Source organism: Algoriphagus chordae (assembly GCF_003254055.1).
Classification (GTDB): domain Bacteria; phylum Bacteroidota; class Bacteroidia; order Cytophagales; family Cyclobacteriaceae; genus Algoriphagus; species Algoriphagus chordae.
This window is the reverse complement of the sequence record NZ_QKZT01000002.1, coordinates 180,060-198,528: the sequence shown is the minus strand read 5'-3', so window position 1 is coordinate 198,528 and position 18,469 is coordinate 180,060. Positions and strand designations below refer to the sequence as shown.

Genomic DNA, 18,469 nt, shown 5'->3' with positions numbered 1-18,469 from the left:
ATGACACAAGGTAAAGCCATTATTTTTTCGGCCCCATCAGGATCAGGCAAGACTTCTTTAGTGAAGCATTTGATCCAAAACATCCCAAATTTGGGATTTTCTATTTCCGCCTGTACACGCGACAAGCGGGGAAGACATGAGGTTCATGGCAAAGATTACTACTTCCTTTCTCAGGAAGAATTCATCAGGAAAATCGACGAGAACGCATTTATAGAGTGGGAGGAAGTCTATGCAGGCAACTTCTACGGCACACTGAAAGAAGAAATCCAGCGTATCTGGGATTCTGGCAAAGCAGTCATTTTCGATGTGGATGTGAAAGGTGGATTAGCTTTAAAGAAATACTTTGGAGAACATGCGTTAGCCATTTTTGTGAAAGTACCAAGCCTGGAAGTATTAGCTGCACGCTTGAATGATCGTGGGACAGAATCTGAGGAATCACTTTCCCGTCGCCTGTTCAAAGCTGAGTTTGAATCCAAGTTTGAGCCACAGTTTGACGTCACCGTAGTCAATGATGAATTCTCAAAGTCCTCTGCAGAGGCTGAGTATTTGGTTAGTGAATTTTTAGCTAGATAAAATCTTGAAAATCGGTCTATACTTCGGTTCTTTCAACCCCATACATATTGGTCATCTGATCATAGCAGACACGCTTCATGACCGCACAGATTTAGATCAGGTTTGGTTTGTGGTGAGCCCGCAGAATCCGCTCAAAAAACGCCAGTCTTTGATTCATGAGTTTGATAGACTGCGAATGGTGGAGCTGGCGATCGAGGACAATTATCAGTTTCGGGCTTCAGACGTGGAGTTTTCCATGCCCAAGCCAAGCTACACCATAGACACCCTCGCTTACCTGACTGACCAATATCCACAGCATCAGTTTTGCTTATTTTTAGGTTCGGATAATCTCACTCAGCTGAAGCGCTGGAAGAACTACCAGACTATTCTGGACAACTATGAGATCTTCGTCTATCCTAGACCAGGAGAAGCCAAGACTTTTGACCATCCGAATATTACCCTGATCGACGCACCGCTTCTGGATATCTCAGCGACCTTTATCCGTAAATCCATTCTTGCCGGAAAATCTGTCAAGTACCTTCTTCCTGATGGAGTGGCAGATTATATACGAGATAAGAAGTTGTATTTGTAGGTTCGTAATCGTTTGACTTAAAGCAATCTGTATTCCCATTCAAAATTTAAGTTTTGAGTATTAACTTATTGTTACTATCCAAACTAACTCTTGCGATTAAAAAAAAAACTATAAACTTACACCGAAGTCTTAAGTGAGACAGTAACCCACACCCTGTATTAGCTGTTCTAGTGCTGACCTAAATTGCTTTAAAATCAGTCACTCCGTTGCTATTTTCGCCTTCACCATAGCGGTGCTATGCCTCAGTCTCCAAATAGCCTGATTTTTTTGCAATTTTGATCATCATCTCGAATCCTAATACAAGGTGTGGGTTGATTCTGGCCGGGATTTTTTAAAATAATCTAATTATTCAATTTTATGAAAAAGTTATTATTTGGAATGGCGTTCCTCTTTGGAGCGATGATGTTTAGCAGTGGAGATATTCAGGCTGGAGAGGAGATACCTGTGGAAGGTGAAAAATGGGTTTGTTGTCTCGAACTTCGTGAATACTGCACTGATTTCTTAGGTGGTGCATGGGGGGATTCCACTAAGAAGCCTGGGCCTTTTTGCCCTTAAATTTATTTCAACACAAATCCTACACCTATTCAATGGGTGTAGGTTAACTTTATAATACATGTTTAAGAATTTTATTGTAATATTTTGTGTCTTAGCTATTTTTTCGTGCAGTTCAGAAAATAAAAATAGTACTGGTGAAATCACGTTTAGTTTTGATTCCTTTCCTAAAGTCAAAGAATTAGTTGGAGAAAAGTATGTTTATGATAGTATTTTAAATGCTAGGGAAATTATTCTAAAAGAGGAATATATAATTGTTTCCAATCTCGGGGGAAATGGTAAGCAGTTGCATTTTCTTGATAAAAATACTTTAGTTTATGGAAAGGCTGTGGGGAAAATAGGCGAAGGGCCAGGGGAGATTCGATCAGGCATATGGGAATTAGACGCGGGCTTAGCCAAAGATTCTTTTTGGGCCTATGATCTGAACGGAAAAAGCTCTTATGAATTTTTGCTTAATGACACTTCTCCACTTGCCAATCGTACTATCCGGCAGAATGAGGCTTGGTTTTTAGGTTACTCTATGCATTGGAAGAGTCCAAATGAGATAATTTCTTATGTCACGAGAGACTCTTACCAATTCGGAATATTTGATACGCTTGGGAATAGGACAGGTTCTATTGAACCTTGGAAAAAAGAAGAACAGGTAGATGAGCAAACAGGGTATTTACTATCTAATTTGTATCAGGGGCCTATTGATTATAATCCGAAAAATAACATTCTAGGTCACGCGGCTATTCAATTTGAGTATTTTCAGTTGATGAATCTGAATTCGGGCCAATCTATCTCACTAGTTGGTCCCAAGAATTATGAGGTCGATTATACAGTTGAGCAACAAGGGAATGAACTCTTAGCTTTTGTGTCTGAGGAGACTAAAAAAGGATATTCTGATATTTTTATTGGAGAAAAATCTGTTTTCCTAGTTTATATAGGTAAAACAAGTTCAGAGAGAAAGAAAACCGGTATCAATTCCGATATGATATTCGAATTTGACATGGAAGGTAACCCCCTAACTCTATATAAAACAAGTGTTTCAATTAGTGCCATTACCGTTTCAGAGAAAGATCGAAAGATTTATGCATTGACAAGCGATAAGGACCCAGGAATTGCGGTTTTCAAGTATTAGTAATTTTTAGTTCTCCTTCCTGATGGGGTGGCAGATTATACACGGGATAAGAGATTGTATTTGTAGAAATCACAGTGCTTTGATTTAAAGCAAACTGCATTCAAAACCAAAATTTAAGTTTTGAATATTTACTTATTGTTACTATTCAAGCTAACTCTTGCTGTTAAAAAAGAATAGTAACCTTACACCGAAGTCTTAAGTGGGAAATTAGCTCTCTCGTACAATATTCTTTGGACATTCCTATAGGCACAATTTCTGTTATCGATTCTGAAAGGATTACCTATACTATAACAAATGATCAGAATTCAGGTATTGCAGGTTTTAAATATAGAGGCTAATATTCTGAACTGTCCAAAATCCTACATAATTTTTGAATAACCAGTATTATTTTTCTTCCAAGAATACATTGGTGAATTTACCTTCTGTAATCTTTTTAGTGAGATTCAATTCCTCGTCATGTGCATCAAATGAGAAGGTGCCTGAAATGATATCTTCATCATGATCAATTTTGGTGATTGATACAACTAGATTTTGGTTTTCTATCTCATCTTCATCACCACTAGAAGAAAATACAGTATCATCTATTAGGTCTTCTATCCCAAAACCTGCAAAAGTCAATTGCGAAAGGTTACTTATATTCCCTACGAAGGAATCACCATTCTTTAATTGGTCATATGTTTTATCCGTAGTTAGGTAAATCACTATCCCGTACATCTTGCTGTTTTTAAGAATAGCTCCACCTATAGTGATATTTGTTAAATTGGTTGATTTAATCACCTCGCCAGTTAAAGAGCCTATATCAATAATATTGTCCTCACTGAAGGTCCCTTGTATCAGTTCACCGTCAACTTTATAAGAAATACTTGATTTAGAACCTGAATCATCTGGATCATCATCTAAAAAAGGGTCAACTAAATCTTCAGGCTGGCAACCTGCGAAGAGAATTAGGATAATTAATAGTAATGAATTGAATTTTTTTAACATTTTAAGGTTTGTTAGGTTCTCATTTACAGCAATTTAAGTGGATAAATTTAAATAGGGTAGATTTTTTTATACATTCTATCCAATCTTTTTGATAAAAGTCTCCCCATCTAGAAAAGAGAGGGGATGTGGGTTGGTCCGCAAACTAAAATAAAGTGAATTATAAGATTTTGTTGGGTCTTTAAAGTCTTGATTATCTACCAACGAACGGTAGAATTAAATCAGAAGTAATTACTTCCTTGAGAAGAAATTCTATTTTCTGAATTTCTTGGATTCTTTGCATCCCTAAGTCTTTTTTGCTTTCTTGATAGCTGACCCAGAAGCCTGACTTTTCAAACCAAACCAAACCTTAATGAAAAAGCATACCTACGGAAGTGGGGTGATCGGCAATTGCGCCTATATCGCCCATGTGGAACTGGACACCAATATCAGTTGGATGTGTCTACCAAGATTTGATTCTGATTTTATTTTTGGGGGAATGCTGGATCGTGAGAAAGGCGGGCAGTTTACCATACACCCGGAATCCGGAGACTTCAAGTCAAGCCAAGTCTATCTGGAGAATACCAATATTCTCAAAACTACTGTTAAGTCAGAAGAGGGGAGTTATGCTGTGACAGATTTTGCTCCTCGGTTCAAAAACTTTGATCGCTATTACAAACCCTTGATGCTGATTCGAAAAATCGAAGCAGTATCGGGTTCTCCAAAAATACTTATCAAATGTCAGCCTTCGGCTGAGCATGGAGGTAGATTATTGAAGTCTAGCATGGGATCAAATCACATCCGGTTTATGGATACGGATCAGGAGTTAAGACTGTCTACTAATGCGCCGCTAAGTTATATTATGGACGGAAAAGCTTTTGCGCTGAACAAGCCTATCTATTTGGTCTTGACATATGGCAGGCCATTGGAAGCAGCGATAGAGACTACCTCTGAGCGTTTTCTACAGGCCACCACTGCCTACTGGCAGGAGTGGATCAAATCTACCAGTATTTCTAATTTTCATCAAAAGCTGGTTCTGAGGTCGGCTCTGATACTTAAGATCCACCAGTACGAAGATACAGGAGCTATTATCGCCGCCTCTACGACCAGCCTACCGGAATCTCCAGGATCTACACGAAATTGGGATTATCGCTACTGCTGGATTAGGGACAGTTATTATACCTTGACCTGCTTCAACTCTTTGGGGCACTTTGAGGAATTGGAAAAATACTTTGAGTTTATACATAATTTACGTCCTGGTGAGGATGGACGATACCAACCACTTTATTCAATTACAGGAGATTCATTGTTGACCGAGGAGATCTCTGATTTGGATGGTTATTTGGGAGAGAAACCAGTACGCTTTGGCAACCAAGCTTACACACACATTCAGAATGATTTGTACGGCCAAGTTCTGGTTTCATTGTTGCCGCTTTATTCTGATCAGCGATTTACGGAAGAGGAGAGAAGCAGTTCTCGTCCGATGATTATGAATCTCCTGAATAAGATCGAAGCAACGATGAATGAGAAGGATGCGGGACTTTGGGAATTTAGGAATTTGGCACAACAGCATTGCTATACCTTCTTATTTCACTGGGCAGGAGCTTGCGCTGCCGCAAAAATCGGCATCCGCCTGAAAGATGATGCGATGTACCAAAAAGCCATCGTACTTAGAGATATGGCAGTGGTCAAAATAGAAGAGTGTTATCTTCCAGATCGTAAGGCTTATGGTCAGGCAATCGGCTCGACCTATATGGACGCATCTACGCTGCAGTTGATTACCATGGGTTACTTCGGAGAAGATCTAGAGCGTGCAAATGACCACTTGAAAGCCTTGGAAGACGAGTTGCTGGCGAAAGATTTCTTATTCTATCGCTACAAGCACATGGATGACTTTGGAGTGCCTGAGACTACCTTCCTGATCTGTGCTTTCTGGTATATTGAAGCGCTGGCCTGTGTAGGAAGATTGGATGAGGCTGTGGAAGGTTTTGAGACGTTGGTGAAATATTGCAATCACTTACAGTTATTCTCCGAAGATGTGGATCAGAAGACAGGAAGTCAGTGGGGTAATTTCCCGCAGGCATATTCTCATGTAGGATTGATGAATGCCGCTTTCCGTATCGGGAAGAAGCTGGATAGACCGAATTTCTTGTAGGTTTTAAATAAATTTCCAGCAGATATCTTCTTTATTTCCCGCAGATTCTCGCAGATAAATAGCGCAGATTTACGGTGATCTTAATGATATAAATGTTGTCCTGCTTCTCCAGAAGCAGGACTTTTTCAATTAACCTTTGGGGTGTCACCCTGAGCGAAGTCGAAGGGTCTCCTCGAAGGTTTTAATTTTTTGAACAAAAAACCTTCGAGGTCCAAAAAAGACCTCAAAGGTTATCCTCATAATCCATCAATTTTCAAGTGTTAGTTTTCAGACTTAGTACAATACTTGTAGCTTCGAATTCAGATTAACTATTCCTACAGATGAAGTTCCCACACTATCTCTCTTCCTTTCTCCTAGTAATTTTCACACTCACTTTTGTCTCCTGCTCCAAAGACATTTATAAAAAGAATAATAAGGCCCATGAGAAGGCAGTCAAAGAAGCCACAGCTTTCATTCAAGAAATCCCCAAAACTAAGGCAGAACTGGATTACGATACATTGAGCATTACTGATGACTGGATTGGTACAACGAATTTCAGTATCAGAAAGCCGAATTATGTGATCATTCATCATACGGCTCAGGATTCTTTGAAGCAGACGATTAATACTTTCACAGTTAGCCGTACACAGGTGAGTTCACATTATGTGGTAGGCAGAGATGGGGAGATTGTGCAGATGCTGAATGATTACCTACGTTCCTGGCATGCTGGAAGTGGCCGCTGGGGATCTGATACGGATTTGAATTCAGCTTCCATAGGCATTGAATTGGATAACAATGGGAGCGAGCCATTCACTGAAGCACAGATAGAAAGTTTGTTGCTGTTACTGAAGAGGCTCAAGTGGAAGTTCCGAATTCCAACTGCCAATTTCATCGGGCATTCGGACATCGCTCCCTCTAGAAAAGTAGATCCAAGTACTTATTTCCCTTGGAGAAAATTGGCGGAAGAAGGATATGGATTGTGGTATGATGAAGAGGAAGTTTTTCCAGTTCTATCCAGCCAGAATACCGATTCTTTCCCAATAGAAAATACGGATTCATTGCCATCAAAGACCTTAGACCCGGTGTTGGCATTAAGGATTATAGGTTATGATGTATCAGATCCTAAGGCAGCTATCCGTGCATTCAAACTGCATTTTATACAGCGGGATATAGAAGCAGGATTAAGCGAAACCGATAAGAGGATCTTGGATAATTTGTATAAGAAATATTTGTGATTATTAGCCACGAAGCTCGCAGAGGGTAACGCAGAGTACGCAATTAGGATTATACGAGATCAACTGGTCCAAATCATGAGACCCGCCGACAGCAGACAGGCTTGAAAAATTTCAATCATGAAAAAGGGGCGAAAAATCTTTCACCCCTACCTCATTTCTGATAATTAATACGGATATCAAGAAGTCAGCTTCTGAAGCAATTGCCTCACCTGCTTGACTGATTTGATATTGAAATTAGCTTGGGTATATGCATAACCTACTCGGATAGAATAGGCATTTTTCGGCATAGCCTTGAAGGTATCTTCATCTGTCCAGTCATCGCCGATTGCCAAGATGAAGTCATATTCCATTCCTTTCATCATCGCTGTAGCTGCGCGACCTTTGTTGATATCAGGCCGCTTGATTTCTAGCACCATGTTTCCTTCCAAGACCTGCAAGTTGTGACCTCTCGCCATGTATTTCAGGTGACTGAATAGCTCACGCATTCTGAGATCTCCCAGACCACTCTCCACTTTTCGGTAGTGCCAAACGAGTGAGTGGTGTTTTTCTTCAATAAAGGCTCCAGGAGTTCGGAGTACGTAATATTCCATCACTTTTCGGATGTCATCTTTCCAGCCATCTTCTACATCTGCGTAGAGCTCCCAGTCTCCCTTATCCTCTTTCTTTTTCACCCACACGCCATGCTCAGCGATCATGTCGATATTCTGACCTTCAAACCACCTGCCCAGCGTGTCTTTGTCTCTTCCTGAGATGACGACTACCTGTGCGAGTTCGCTGAGGTCTTTTACGATTCCTTTCAGTTCATCATCCGGTACTGCTTTTTGTGGGTCTGAGTGAAACCCGGTCAAAGTTCCGTCATAGTCAAGGAACAAAACGGCGTTTTTAGCATTCTTGAAGCTCGCTTGGATCTCATTCATCACTTTGGTGTCCACATCTTTGGAGGTGAGCTCCTCCTGCTTTTTCTTCACATGATCCAGACGATCCATGAATACTTTCACCCATTGGAACACGTCGTACTTTTTCAAGCTCTCCTGCATACTGCTAATTCGAGCGATTTGCTCTTCTTGCGGCATGGATAGCGCATTGAAAATCGCATCTACCACTCCTTGTCTGTCGTAAGGATTGACGAGAATTGCATCTTGAAGCTCTTTAGATGCACCAGCCATTTCGGAAAGGATCAGTACGCCCGTTTGATCAGTTTTGCTGGCTACAAATTCCTTGCAGACCAAGTTCATACCGTCACGCAGTGGGGTGACTAGCGCGATGTCTGACATATTGTAGAATGCACTGAGTTCTTCGAAAGGAAAGCTTCGGTAGAAATAATGAACAGGCACCCAGTTCAGTGTAGAATACTCACTATTGATTCGACCTACCAGCAGGTCAATTTCTTCTTTGAGTTCTTTGTAAGACTGTACTTTATCACGGCTAGGCACCACGATCATGATCATAGATACTTTGCCGTGCAATTCTTTATGTTGTTCTAGCAATTGATTGAAAGCCTGAATACGCTGTGGTATTCCTTTGGAATAATCTAGGCGATCTATGGTGAGAAGTAGTTTCTGATTTTCTACCTGCTTGCCAAATTCCGTTACATAGCGAAGCGTTTTCTTGCTTTTTGCTTGCTTCGCAAATTTATCGTAGTCAATTCCCATTGGGAAAGAATCCACATTGATGATTCTATTTTCGGCTTGGATGTAGCCGCTTTCGCTGGACAAACCGTTGATTCTCCCCACCGCACTAAGGAAGTGACGCATGTCATCGTAGGTGTGGAAGCCGATCAAATCTGCACCGCATACACCTGCTAAGAGTTCTTTTCGCCAAGGGATCATACGGAGAATCTCGTAGGAAGGGAAGGGGATATGTTGGAAAAAAGCGATCGTAGCATTAGGTAATACTTCACGGAGCATTTGCGGAAGCAAGAGCAACTGGTAATCATGGATCCAGATCGTATCGTCTGGCCCAGCTTTCTTCAGGATGGCATCGCAAAATTTCTGATTCACACGTACATAAGCTTCCCAGTGCTCAGGGTTGTAGACCATGTATTGGGTGAAATAGTGGAATGCTGGCCACAGCGTCTCGTTACTGAATCCCTCGTAAAACTCTTCCACATCTTCCTTGGAAAGGAAAACAGGCGCCATTTTCAGGTCATGAAGTTCAAGGATGATTTCTGCTCGCTGCTCGGGATCATCTACGGTATTTCCGGGCCATCCAATCCAAATGTTATCTCCCTCTTTATAAATAGATCCAAGGCCTGTGGCTAAACCTCCTGCACTTGGTTTGAACTCAAATCGGCCATTGCGGTGTCTTAAACTAATAGGAAGGCGATTGGAAACGATAATGGTTTTTGACATGAAATAATTGGTTTAAAAACAAGAAGTGGAAAAATCCAATTCAAAAAGGTGACAAGAAAAGGTACAGAATATCTGTTGGAATAAAAACATCAAGAGCGAAGCTATCTTCAATTTCGTCCTAGATTTTGAGTTTTGTGCATAAAAAAAGCATCCGAGATGTCGGATGCTTTGATGATTAGTTGCTTGCTACATTTTTAGCCTTGGTGTCCACCTTGGTCCAGATGAAGGCTGCTAAATCCCGGCCTTCAGTAATGCCGTATTCAATGGCTGGGCGGTAGTGGATTCCTCCATAAAACCTACTCAAGGCTGCTTCCTCGGCCGCTTGAGAGAAGGAACTATATTCTCTTATCGGAAGACCATAAGCTACTTCCGAGCTATCGACAATATGAAATTCATCTCCAAACAAGTGAGCTAAGGTATAGGCCGCTGCCGAAGAGGCAACACTGTGTCCACTGGTATGCTCAGGGAAAGGAGGGGTTTGTAGAAGAGGTACCCACTGCTCATCTATGTGCTGATTGATATATGTTTCAGGTCTGATCAGGTTACTTCGGTATTTTTCATCCCAGCAAGAAATAAAGGCCTCATTGAGTGAGATTCCCGTCATAGCAAAAGCTTCAGCTGTTCCTTTCCAATCTTTATCGGCTGCTTTGGAAGCTATCGCGGTGATGCTCATCCAGTGCCCGCCAGGAGTGATTTTCTTCTCAGCAAACATCACATGACCTTTCACATTCATCTTGTAAGGATTGCAATCCCAGAAAAGCGCAATGTCTTTTTGCTCCTGCGTAGCCGCTTTGTCCATATCGTAAACTTCCTTGGCTACCTTGAAAAACTCGCTTCCTGGCTCAGTAGAAAATGGAGGAGGAGGTAAAGGTGTGAATTGGGAGGCTGAGTCGAGAACGAAAGTTCTGATTTTATTCCAATGTGGCTCTATGGCTTCCATGTATGCCGGAGGAGTAGGTTGCCAGGTTCCTTCTTCTCCAGTTACCGTGAATTTCGGAAAAGAGCGACTCTGGTGATAATTGTCTTTAGAAGAGTAAGCTTTGATGACATCTCCCACTTCTTTGCCGAAGGCTATCGAAGCTTCAAATACATCATCAGGAATCCCTTTGTCTTTCAACTTCGCATAAGCTTCATCCCTATGCCCATTCATTAATTCTTCAGAGAAAATCAATCCTGTACCCACATAATAATAGGCAGCCAAAGAGGCTAATGGTGCATAAACTTTCTCTGAAGGAGAAAAGGTTACTGCTTCTGAGCCATTTAATTGACCCATCAAAGAAGCGTAATTTGGATCTGTTGATGCTGCTACTTCATAAGCAGCAAGCGAGGCATAGGTATAAATTCTCGCTGCCACAGGCGGGGAGAATATGTCGTGAATGATTACTTCTGTGATTCTATCCTGAGCTTGACTAATATATTGACCATCTGTAATGGCTTGGGAATAATCGACCGGTTCTGCGCAAGAGACTGCAATCAGGAGTAATCCTGAAAATAGCATGAATTTGACGATACGCATATATTTTGAGTTTGTATGAAAGGTTTGTTTCTGAAATCGGGGAGTAACTTCGAGGAAGCAGATTTCAAGTTGTTCTGTTTGGACCCCAAAGCTATTGGAAATAAAGCAAGTATCAAATGATTTTAATCAAGATTGATCCAGTATAGAGGCCCCGAATTGCTTGCTCCTATGCTAAATGGCTTCTTGTTTACAGTTATTTTGCTAAGCTGTCTGATTTCAGCTTTGGAGGGAATGCTATCTTGAAATGCTTTGGTTTCCCAGGCTCCATCTTTCCAACGATAGGCTGTGAAAGCGGATGCTGTATTGATCCCAAGATCAACTCTGAATCCTGAGAAATTCCCTCCGAGTAGGACTGTTTTTTGAGATTCTTCCCAGAGGATAGCGAAAATAGGAGAGAGTTGTGCCTGATCTGGAAATGGCTCAAAAGCAAAGCTTCCGTCTTCTTCTTGAAAATATACTCCAGACCGAAATTCGTAAGCGGCTTGTTTGGAGGCATTGGCCAAAGACTCTGCGGTAAATAAATCTGTAGGACCAGTAATTTCAGAATAGTTCTGATAGGAATTATGCTTTCTCTTGATTCCAGGAATCTGTTTGATCAGTTCATCTCTGCTGGCTAATGGAACCAGACGCTCTCCCATGTAGTGAAAGATCAGTGGATCTGCCTGCCCGTTTTCATCAAAATCTGAATGATATAACCAAAGAGGTTTTTCCATACTTGCTTTGAGTTTAGTGTTGAGTCCTAGATTTCCTGTTAAAATATCTGGTCTCCCATCGCCGTTTACATCAGCAATGACGAGGCTTTGAATCCAGCCAGAAGAATATTCCAATCCCGGTAGTTCTTTCTCTTGGAGCGATTTTCCAGTCTTATTCTCAAAAACTCGGATACCCTGCCAATCGCCACTTAGTACTAATTCAGCTTGGCCATTGCCGGTCAGATCCGCCCAGACTGCTGAATTGATCATGCCTAGATTTATTTCCGCACCAAACCATTCCTTAGTGACATCTTGAAATTTTCCTTGACCTAGATTTATAAGGAGGCTGCTTTTGGGTGCGGCCCCATAGTCTCCAAAAACAACCGAAGAGCCCACAAAGATGTCTAGATCGCCATCGTTGTCTATGTCATTGACGGCAATAGTTGAAGTGTTTTCTGCATGCTGAGGCAAGGCATTCGGATCAAAGGAAAAACTTCCTTTTCCATCTCCAAAAAACAGTCTGTCATTTAAAAACAGTGTGCCTGACAGGAATTCCTGACCTCCGCTTCCGATATAGAGATCTAAGTTTCCGTCTCCATTGAAGTCAGCAAAGGCTGCAGCGGTATCTTCTGCTCGGGCAAGTAGCTGGAAAATAGGATTGGCCGCTTCTATAAAAGAACCGTCTGAACCTTGTAAGAAGATGCTACTAGCCTGGCCAACAGCTCCACCTACAAATATATCCTCCAGACCATCAGAGTTCACATCTGCTACGGCTAGCGCCGGGCCCATTTCTGAGAAACTTCTTGGTAGCAGGTACTCTCGCTTGATATGTTCTGGAACTGCGTTTTCTTGATGGTTCCAAAGTATGCTGGGAGACGTTTCATGATTATCAGACTTTGCTATAGTTGCTAGGTGAGTTTCTGACCCAGTTCCTCGCCTGAGATTTAAGTGTTCGTTAGCGGTAAAGTCATAGAATCTTTCTGTCTTGCTTTCAGGCCAATTCACTTCAATGGAATCAATTTTTTCAGTTTTCCCTAAGCCAAAAACTAATGTGGTAGAAGGCCCTGATAAAAATCCCCTCGTAGCACTCAAGGTCTGTGACCAGGACATCTCAGCAGCATAAAGCTTGACCTTAGCCCCTATTGCAAATACATTGTTGGAATCTTCGCTTAGATCTATTCGGAGGAAATTATTGGTAGAGTCACTATGATTTTGATAAATGAAAGCTGGCTGATTGATATTATTGATGATCAGATCCAAGTCTCCATCATTGTCCAGGTCGGCATAGGTAGAGCCGTTGGAATAGGAAGGTTGATCCAAGCCCCATTCTTGGCTTTGATAGAGGAAATTCAAATTACCAGTATTGCGATAAGTATAGTTTGGAAGTTTGACGGTAGGGAGCATTTCTATCTGCTTTGCTTCCAGTTCTTTCTCAGATAATTTCCCTGTGCCTTCTTCAAAATACTGCACAAAATCAAGGTCATTTGGTCTTTTGACTATGCCGTTGGTGATGTGGATATCAGGAAGCCCATCATTATCCATGTCGAAAATCAATGGGGACCAGCTCCAATCTGAGGCAAAAACATTTGAGAATAAGGCGATTTCACTGAATTCCCCATCGCCTTGATTGAGTTGGAGATGATTTCTTACATATTGATCCCCGTAGCCAAACTGTTTTTTGATATGATAAACTTCTGGTTTGTCTTCGCCCACAGACTTCATCCAGATCGATGGGTCTTCAGGCAGCATGTCTGTAGTGAAGATTTCAGGGAATCCATCGCCATTAATATCAGCCAGATCATTTCCCATGCTATACCTACTGCTGGAGCTAAGCATCGTTTCTAGAGACTCCTTGAAAGTGCCATTTTGCTGATTGAGATAGAGGTAATCATTCTCTGTGAAATCATTGGAAACGTAAATATCCACCCAGCCGTCGCCATTGATGTCACTTATGCCTATGCCTAATCCAAAGCCAAGCATGCTGCTATAAATACCAGCTTGCTCTGTAACATCTTCGAACCTGTTTTCACCTTGAGATGCTAGATTCATAAATAGCTTGTCACCTTGTGGGTCAGTATTATTTCTTGCTTTGGCTGGCGCAAAAACTTCGGGGCTTTTTACCGAATGATTGAGCAAGTACATGTCCAAATCCCCATCTTGATCGAAATCAAAAAATGCTGCCTGAGTACTCAATCCTTCAAAAGCGAGTCCATAGATCTCTGCTTCATCAACAAAGGTCTCATCACCCTGATTGATGTATAGTTTATTTTTGCCCTGAATTCCTTTGTAGCCTCCGACCTGAGAGACGTAGATATCGAGTAATCCATCTCCATTCACATCAACCATTGTGACTCCAGTGGTCCAGCCTTTCTCTCCAGTAACTCCAGCTTTCTCAGTAATATCTTCAAACTTGAAATCTCCTCGATTGAGGTAAAGTTTGTTCGAAACCTGATTTCCCCCAAAGTACAAATCCGCCAAGCCATCGTTATTGATGTCACCCGCTGCCACGCCAGCTCCATTGTAGAAATAGAGGTATTCTAGGATATTAAGCTCAGGAGTGGATTCTATTTTGTTTTCAAAGTCGATTCCAGACTCTTCAGGCTTAATCATTTCAAAGAGGCTAGGCTGTTTTTTTTCCTGACAGGAAATTAGCAGGCAAAACCCTAAAAAGAAAAGGCTTGTATTTTGAGAGAGCTTCACTTGTTGTATTCCCAGATTTCTGCTGCCGAAGAATTCTTCACAACCAGGATTTTTCCATCACCTAAGTCAGAAAAGGCTCTTATATCACCTTCAAGTTTGAGGCCGTTTTCTGCATTTGGCCAAAAGTTAAATGTGCCGTCGCCATTGCCAAGGAGGACATCTCCATAACTAGCATCATATTTTCCGACTTCAGGTTTTGCTTGCGAGAGATTTCCTCCAAGGAGTAGGTCCAATATTCCATCCTTATTGAAGTCGGCAGTTTGGATCGCAAAAACATAAGATCGCTGAGCCATCCTTGGGAAAGGTTTCCAAGTAAACTTGCCATTCCCTTCATTCATCAGCACACCAGAGGCTAAATTGTTCAGTTCGCTGATAATGGATTTGTCCAGGACTTCTTGCGGGAATATATCTGCGAGCTGTTGGTTATTATAGGTGCTGTATCGCATATATTGTTTTTTGATTGAAGGGACTTGACGTTCCAATTCATGCTTGAGGGTATATGGGATTTGCATTTCACCTACCTGCCGGATAAAGAGATGTTCGATAGATCCATTTTGGTCGAAATCATTGAGGTACATTTTCACAGGGGTAGATTGTGAAACTTTGAACCTTGAATTCAAACCATTATTTCCTAGTATCAAATCAGGTAGCCCGTTTCCGTCAAGGTCTGCCACTTCTAAGGTTCTGTTCCAGCCCTTTAAATTTTCGAGTTCGGGCATCTCAATTCTTTCCAGCATTTGCCCATTATTTCTAAAGAAAACTGGCGCAATCCATTCACCAACCAACACCAAATCTTCATTCCCATCAGCGTCCCAATCAAGAACTTTAGAATCTGTAATCATGCCGATTTCGTTCAGTTCTGGAGCCAAAGTTGAGGTTTGGTCAGTGAAATTCCCCTTGCCATCATTGATCCAAACGCTGCTACTTGCTGGTGCGCCATAGACAAATGGAACCAATCTCCCGGCGATAAAGAGGTCAGGACTTCCGTCGGAGTTTAGATCTAAAACTTGAACTGAAGAGGTGCTTCCCCGATTTGCATTGAAACCAGGTTGAGAGCTTTTAGTGAAATTTCCTTTACCGTCATTGAGATAAAGTCTATCGGTAAGTTCGGGAGAACCAAGTCCAGATTCATTTCCTCCTGAGCTTACGAATAGGTCAAGTGAGCCGTCTGCATTGGCATCGAAAAATACAGCATCAACATCCTCCGAGATACTATCGTCTTTGAGCGATTTTTGTTCTGAAAGCGTGTAGTTTCCTGATCTTGATCCTACGTATAATTTGCCGGAGAATCCTTTGGCTCCCCCGAAATACAGGTCATCTACTCCATCTCCGTTTACGTCTCCTTTGGCAAAAGCAGGCCCTTCAGTTGAGTACATATGGAAAGTAAGGCGATCTCGATCGAAATCTACTACTGGGTTTTCCTCATGGTGGAAATCAATTAGACTAGCCTCATACTTATGGAAAAAGGGAGCGTTTGGTTTTTCGAAGAATACATCGCTATCTGGCATTGGGCTGGATTCTGCCCAATTTAAGGTTACTAGCGTATCGGAGGGAACATGCTCTAATTTGGAATAGGAGCCATCTGGCCAAAGCACTTGAATGAGATCGATAGTACTAATTCCGCCCAGGCCAATGCTGACTTTTGGATCCACTGAAGATTCAAAACCGCGGTTAGGCATCTGCTCAGCATAAAAAACCTGCGTTCCTGAATGTATTTTAATTTGCGCGCCAATCGCTTGTGTATTTTTCCCTTTTCCTATAAGCTTGATTTGAACGGAGTGATTTTGAGGCAGTAGTTTTTTCCCATTGTTTTTGAAAATAGAGACAGGCTGGTTGACATTGCTGACAATCAAATCCAGTGAGCCATCATTATCCAAGTCTCCATAAGCTGCACCATTTGAGTGGATGGCTTCAGCTAATCCCCAACTGTCGGCCATATTTTCAAACTGCAGATTACCTAAGTTTCTATAGGCATAATTAGGAATAGCATTAATCGGGATAGGGTCGATCAAGGCTTTATAATCGACTCCTTCCTGAGAGATAATTTTGCTTTTGGTAGCATCATCATCTATAAAGTTCAAATAATCTAAGTCAGTGATGTCTTGATATATGCCATTTGCTACAAAAATATCTCGTTTGCCATCATTGTCCATATCAAAAATCAAGGCTCCCCAGCTCCAGTCAGTAGCTTCTACATTTGCCATTCTCCCCATTTCACTGAAGGTGCCATCTCCATTGTTGATATGGAGCATATTTCGGGAATACTGGTAATGATAGCCGTGTTCCTTGTTGAACTTGAATTTATCCCAATTTTCAAAAGTAGTTACTTGTTTTAAGCGTTCTGGAGGCTCGGGAAGCATGTCTGTAACAAAGATGTCCAGCCATCCATCGCCATTGATGTCTGCAATATCAGCTCCCATAGATGCAGCAGAAATTGATCTCATGGCAGTTTCTAGAGATTCGCTGAAGGTTCCATCTTGATTATTGATGTAGAGGTAATCCTTTTCGAAGAAATCATTTGAAATGAAAATATCCGGCCAAGAATCCTGATTCACATCTCCAATGGTAATGCCTAGCCCAAAGCCTATAATAGAACCGTATATACCAGCTTCTTCACTGACGTCAACGAATTTACCATCATCATTTCTAAAGAGTTTGTCGCCCCCCACTGAATCCCGCTTGGGGCGCTCATTTTGCATTTTATTGAAGCTCCCGATTGCTTGGTAGCTATTGTTGAGCAAATAGGTGTCGAGGTCTCCGTCCTTGTCGTAATCAAAAAAAACTGCATGAGTAGAAAAGCCTTGATCAGCCAATCCGTATAATTCTGCTTCTTCTTTGAAAGTACCATCCTGCTGATTGATGAAGAGCTCATTCTGCTTGTTGTCTCCGGCGATATCTCCAGAATTGCAAACATAGATGTCCAGAAATCCATCGCCATTTACATCTGCCATGGCTACTCCTGTGCTCCAAGCACGTGAACCCTTTACTCCAGATGATTCGGTAATGTCCTCGAACTTGAACTCTCCTTTGTTGAGATACAATTTGTTATCTCCAAGATTGGAGCTGAGATACACATCGAGTAAACCGTCATTATTGATATCTCCTAAGGCGACGCCTCCTCCATTGTAAAAATTTCGATAGGTGAAAATATTAAATTCTTCGTTGAAAGGAAGGGTGTTAGCAAAGTCAATTCCTGATTCGGTGGAGGGAATCGATTCAAAAAGCGTAGGAGATTTCTCTATTTTAGGCTGACAAGCGAATAAAGAAACGAGTGCTGAATATAGTATTAGGCGTCTCTTCATGCTGGGTTTTCTATCTGATGTAAGATCGGTAGATCTACTATTTCTACCCGAACTGTAGAAAGATTTTTCTTAAATATTCTTGTTCGACGGTTGCCATCCACTTTTACAAATGCGACTTGGTTGCCGTCTTCACTTTTCACTTCTATAAACCCCTCTCCATACCAGTCTTCATAAAGCGCAAGTACATCTGCACGTAGTTTTTCTACTGCCAGCTCATCATTCCAGGGAGCCCATCCTTCGTAGGTGTAATCCACTGGCATAAGGTAGATTTTGTCATCGTTGAATTTAGGGTAAAATCGCATTTTTGCAGGTTTGGCAGAGGGCAAGTCTACTTGGTATTCGACGGAGAGTTCGGTGGGTCCGTTTATTAATATCCCCTCTTTATTCATCTCCCAGCATTCTGCATAGAAGGTTTTCTTGTCCATTCCAAGTTCTAATCCAAGGAATAGGCTGTTTTCCAGTTTTCCAGAAGCTAGTTGGGCTGATTCCATTTTTTGATACTCAGATGAACAGGAAAATAGAATGAGACTAGCCAGTATCAATACGAGATAAGGGTGATTTAAGAAACTGTAGTTGGTTTTCATTTCGCGTAATGCTATCGGATGATCAGGCTATTAAGTAAGTAAGGCTGATTGAGGTGTTAAGATAGCTGATGTGGGGTGAATCGGAAATTTCCTGGGAGGACAATTCCAGTTTCCTGCTGAAATTTCAGGAAGTTAGAAGTGAAAAAAGGAAGTGCAGGTCCTGCACTTCCTTTTGA

General features: G+C 41.6%; 12 protein-coding genes. 6 read left to right on the top strand and 6 right to left on the bottom strand.

The annotated features are described in order from the left end of the window. The 4 genes from gmk to LV85_RS02870 all read left to right on the top strand — a co-directional run bounded on the left by gmk (position 1) and on the right by LV85_RS02870 (position 2,819). The gene (gene gmk / locus LV85_RS02885) at positions 1–573 is read left to right on the top strand and encodes a guanylate kinase (RefSeq protein ID WP_111316680.1); all 573 of its coding nucleotides are present in this window, start codon (positions 1–3) and stop codon (positions 571–573) included. 4 nt (positions 574–577) lie between these two features. Beyond that, positions 578–1,144 carry a nicotinate (nicotinamide) nucleotide adenylyltransferase gene (gene nadD / locus LV85_RS02880; RefSeq protein WP_111316679.1) on the top strand — a complete coding sequence of 189 codons (567 nt, stop codon included), beginning with the start codon at positions 578–580 and terminating at the stop codon, positions 1,142–1,144. A 357-nt stretch (positions 1,145–1,501) separates the two neighbouring features. After that, complete coding sequence (locus LV85_RS02875; protein ID WP_111316678.1) at positions 1,502–1,699, top strand: hypothetical protein; 198 nt, start codon at positions 1,502–1,504, stop codon at positions 1,697–1,699. 58 nt (positions 1,700–1,757) lie between these two features. Continuing rightward, the gene (locus tag LV85_RS02870; RefSeq protein ID WP_111316677.1) at positions 1,758–2,819 is read left to right on the top strand and encodes a BF3164 family lipoprotein; all 1,062 of its coding nucleotides are present in this window, start codon (positions 1,758–1,760) and stop codon (positions 2,817–2,819) included. Between the two features lie 384 nt (positions 2,820–3,203). Here the strand turns inward: LV85_RS02870 and LV85_RS02865 are convergent, their stop codons facing one another. Continuing rightward, entirely contained in the window at positions 3,204–3,803 is a 600-nt protein-coding gene (locus LV85_RS02865) for a hypothetical protein (RefSeq protein WP_111316676.1), read from the bottom strand. A 349-nt stretch (positions 3,804–4,152) separates the two neighbouring features. Between LV85_RS02865 and LV85_RS02860 the strand changes: the two genes are divergently transcribed. Together LV85_RS02860 and LV85_RS02855 are read left to right on the top strand one after the other, a co-directional pair. Continuing rightward, the gene (locus tag LV85_RS02860) at positions 4,153–5,934 is read left to right on the top strand and encodes a glycoside hydrolase family 15 protein (RefSeq protein WP_111316675.1); all 1,782 of its coding nucleotides are present in this window, start codon (positions 4,153–4,155) and stop codon (positions 5,932–5,934) included. A gap of 320 nt (positions 5,935–6,254) precedes the next feature. Beyond that, the gene (locus LV85_RS02855; protein ID WP_111316674.1) at positions 6,255–7,148 is read left to right on the top strand and encodes an N-acetylmuramoyl-L-alanine amidase; all 894 of its coding nucleotides are present in this window, start codon (positions 6,255–6,257) and stop codon (positions 7,146–7,148) included. Between the two features lie 176 nt (positions 7,149–7,324). Here LV85_RS02855 and LV85_RS02850 read toward each other — a convergent pair whose 3' ends face one another. From LV85_RS02850 to LV85_RS02830, 5 genes are all read right to left on the bottom strand, one after another. After that, a complete protein-coding gene (locus LV85_RS02850; protein WP_111316673.1) occupies positions 7,325–9,499 on the bottom strand; it encodes a bifunctional alpha,alpha-trehalose-phosphate synthase (UDP-forming)/trehalose-phosphatase in 2,175 nt (724 codons plus the stop codon). Between the two features lie 175 nt (positions 9,500–9,674). Beyond that, positions 9,675–11,015, bottom strand: coding sequence for a vanadium-dependent haloperoxidase (locus tag LV85_RS02845; protein WP_111316672.1), 1,341 nt, complete (start codon positions 11,013–11,015; stop codon positions 9,675–9,677). Between the two features lie 122 nt (positions 11,016–11,137). Then, entirely contained in the window at positions 11,138–14,317 is a 3,180-nt protein-coding gene (locus tag LV85_RS02840) for a VCBS repeat-containing protein (protein WP_111316671.1), read from the bottom strand. A gap of 86 nt (positions 14,318–14,403) precedes the next feature. Further along, complete coding sequence (locus tag LV85_RS02835) at positions 14,404–17,709, bottom strand: VCBS repeat-containing protein (protein ID WP_111316670.1); 3,306 nt, start codon at positions 17,707–17,709, stop codon at positions 14,404–14,406. Continuing rightward, positions 17,706–18,200, bottom strand: a complete 495-nt coding sequence (locus tag LV85_RS02830) for a hypothetical protein (RefSeq protein ID WP_111316669.1) — start codon at positions 18,198–18,200, stop codon at positions 17,706–17,708. The genes LV85_RS02835 and LV85_RS02830 overlap by 4 nt, the downstream gene beginning before the upstream one ends. Between the last annotated feature and the right edge of the window lie 269 nt (positions 18,201–18,469).

Excerpts from the sequence above, each read along its gene's own strand:
- gmk (WP_111316680.1), top strand. The coding sequence starts at position 1 with ATGACACAAGGTAAAGCCATTATTTTTTCGGCCCCATCAGGATCAGGC.
- LV85_RS02875 (WP_111316678.1), top strand. The coding sequence starts at position 1,502 with ATGAAAAAGTTATTATTTGGAATGGCGTTCCTCTTTGGAGCGATGATG.
- LV85_RS02870 (WP_111316677.1), top strand. The coding sequence starts at position 1,758 with ATGTTTAAGAATTTTATTGTAATATTTTGTGTCTTAGCTATTTTTTCG.
- LV85_RS02865 (WP_111316676.1), bottom strand. The coding sequence starts at position 3,803 with ATGTTAAAAAAATTCAATTCATTACTATTAATTATCCTAATTCTCTTC.
- LV85_RS02860 (WP_111316675.1), top strand. The coding sequence starts at position 4,153 with ATGAAAAAGCATACCTACGGAAGTGGGGTGATCGGCAATTGCGCCTAT.
- LV85_RS02855 (WP_111316674.1), top strand. The coding sequence starts at position 6,255 with ATGAAGTTCCCACACTATCTCTCTTCCTTTCTCCTAGTAATTTTCACA.
- LV85_RS02850 (WP_111316673.1), bottom strand. The coding sequence starts at position 9,499 with ATGTCAAAAACCATTATCGTTTCCAATCGCCTTCCTATTAGTTTAAGA.
- LV85_RS02845 (WP_111316672.1), bottom strand. The coding sequence starts at position 11,015 with ATGCGTATCGTCAAATTCATGCTATTTTCAGGATTACTCCTGATTGCA.
- LV85_RS02840 (WP_111316671.1), bottom strand. The coding sequence starts at position 14,317 with ATGATTAAGCCTGAAGAGTCTGGAATCGACTTTGAAAACAAAATAGAA.
- LV85_RS02835 (WP_111316670.1), bottom strand. The coding sequence starts at position 17,709 with ATGAAGAGACGCCTAATACTATATTCAGCACTCGTTTCTTTATTCGCT.
- LV85_RS02830 (WP_111316669.1), bottom strand. The coding sequence starts at position 18,200 with ATGGAATCAGCCCAACTAGCTTCTGGAAAACTGGAAAACAGCCTATTC.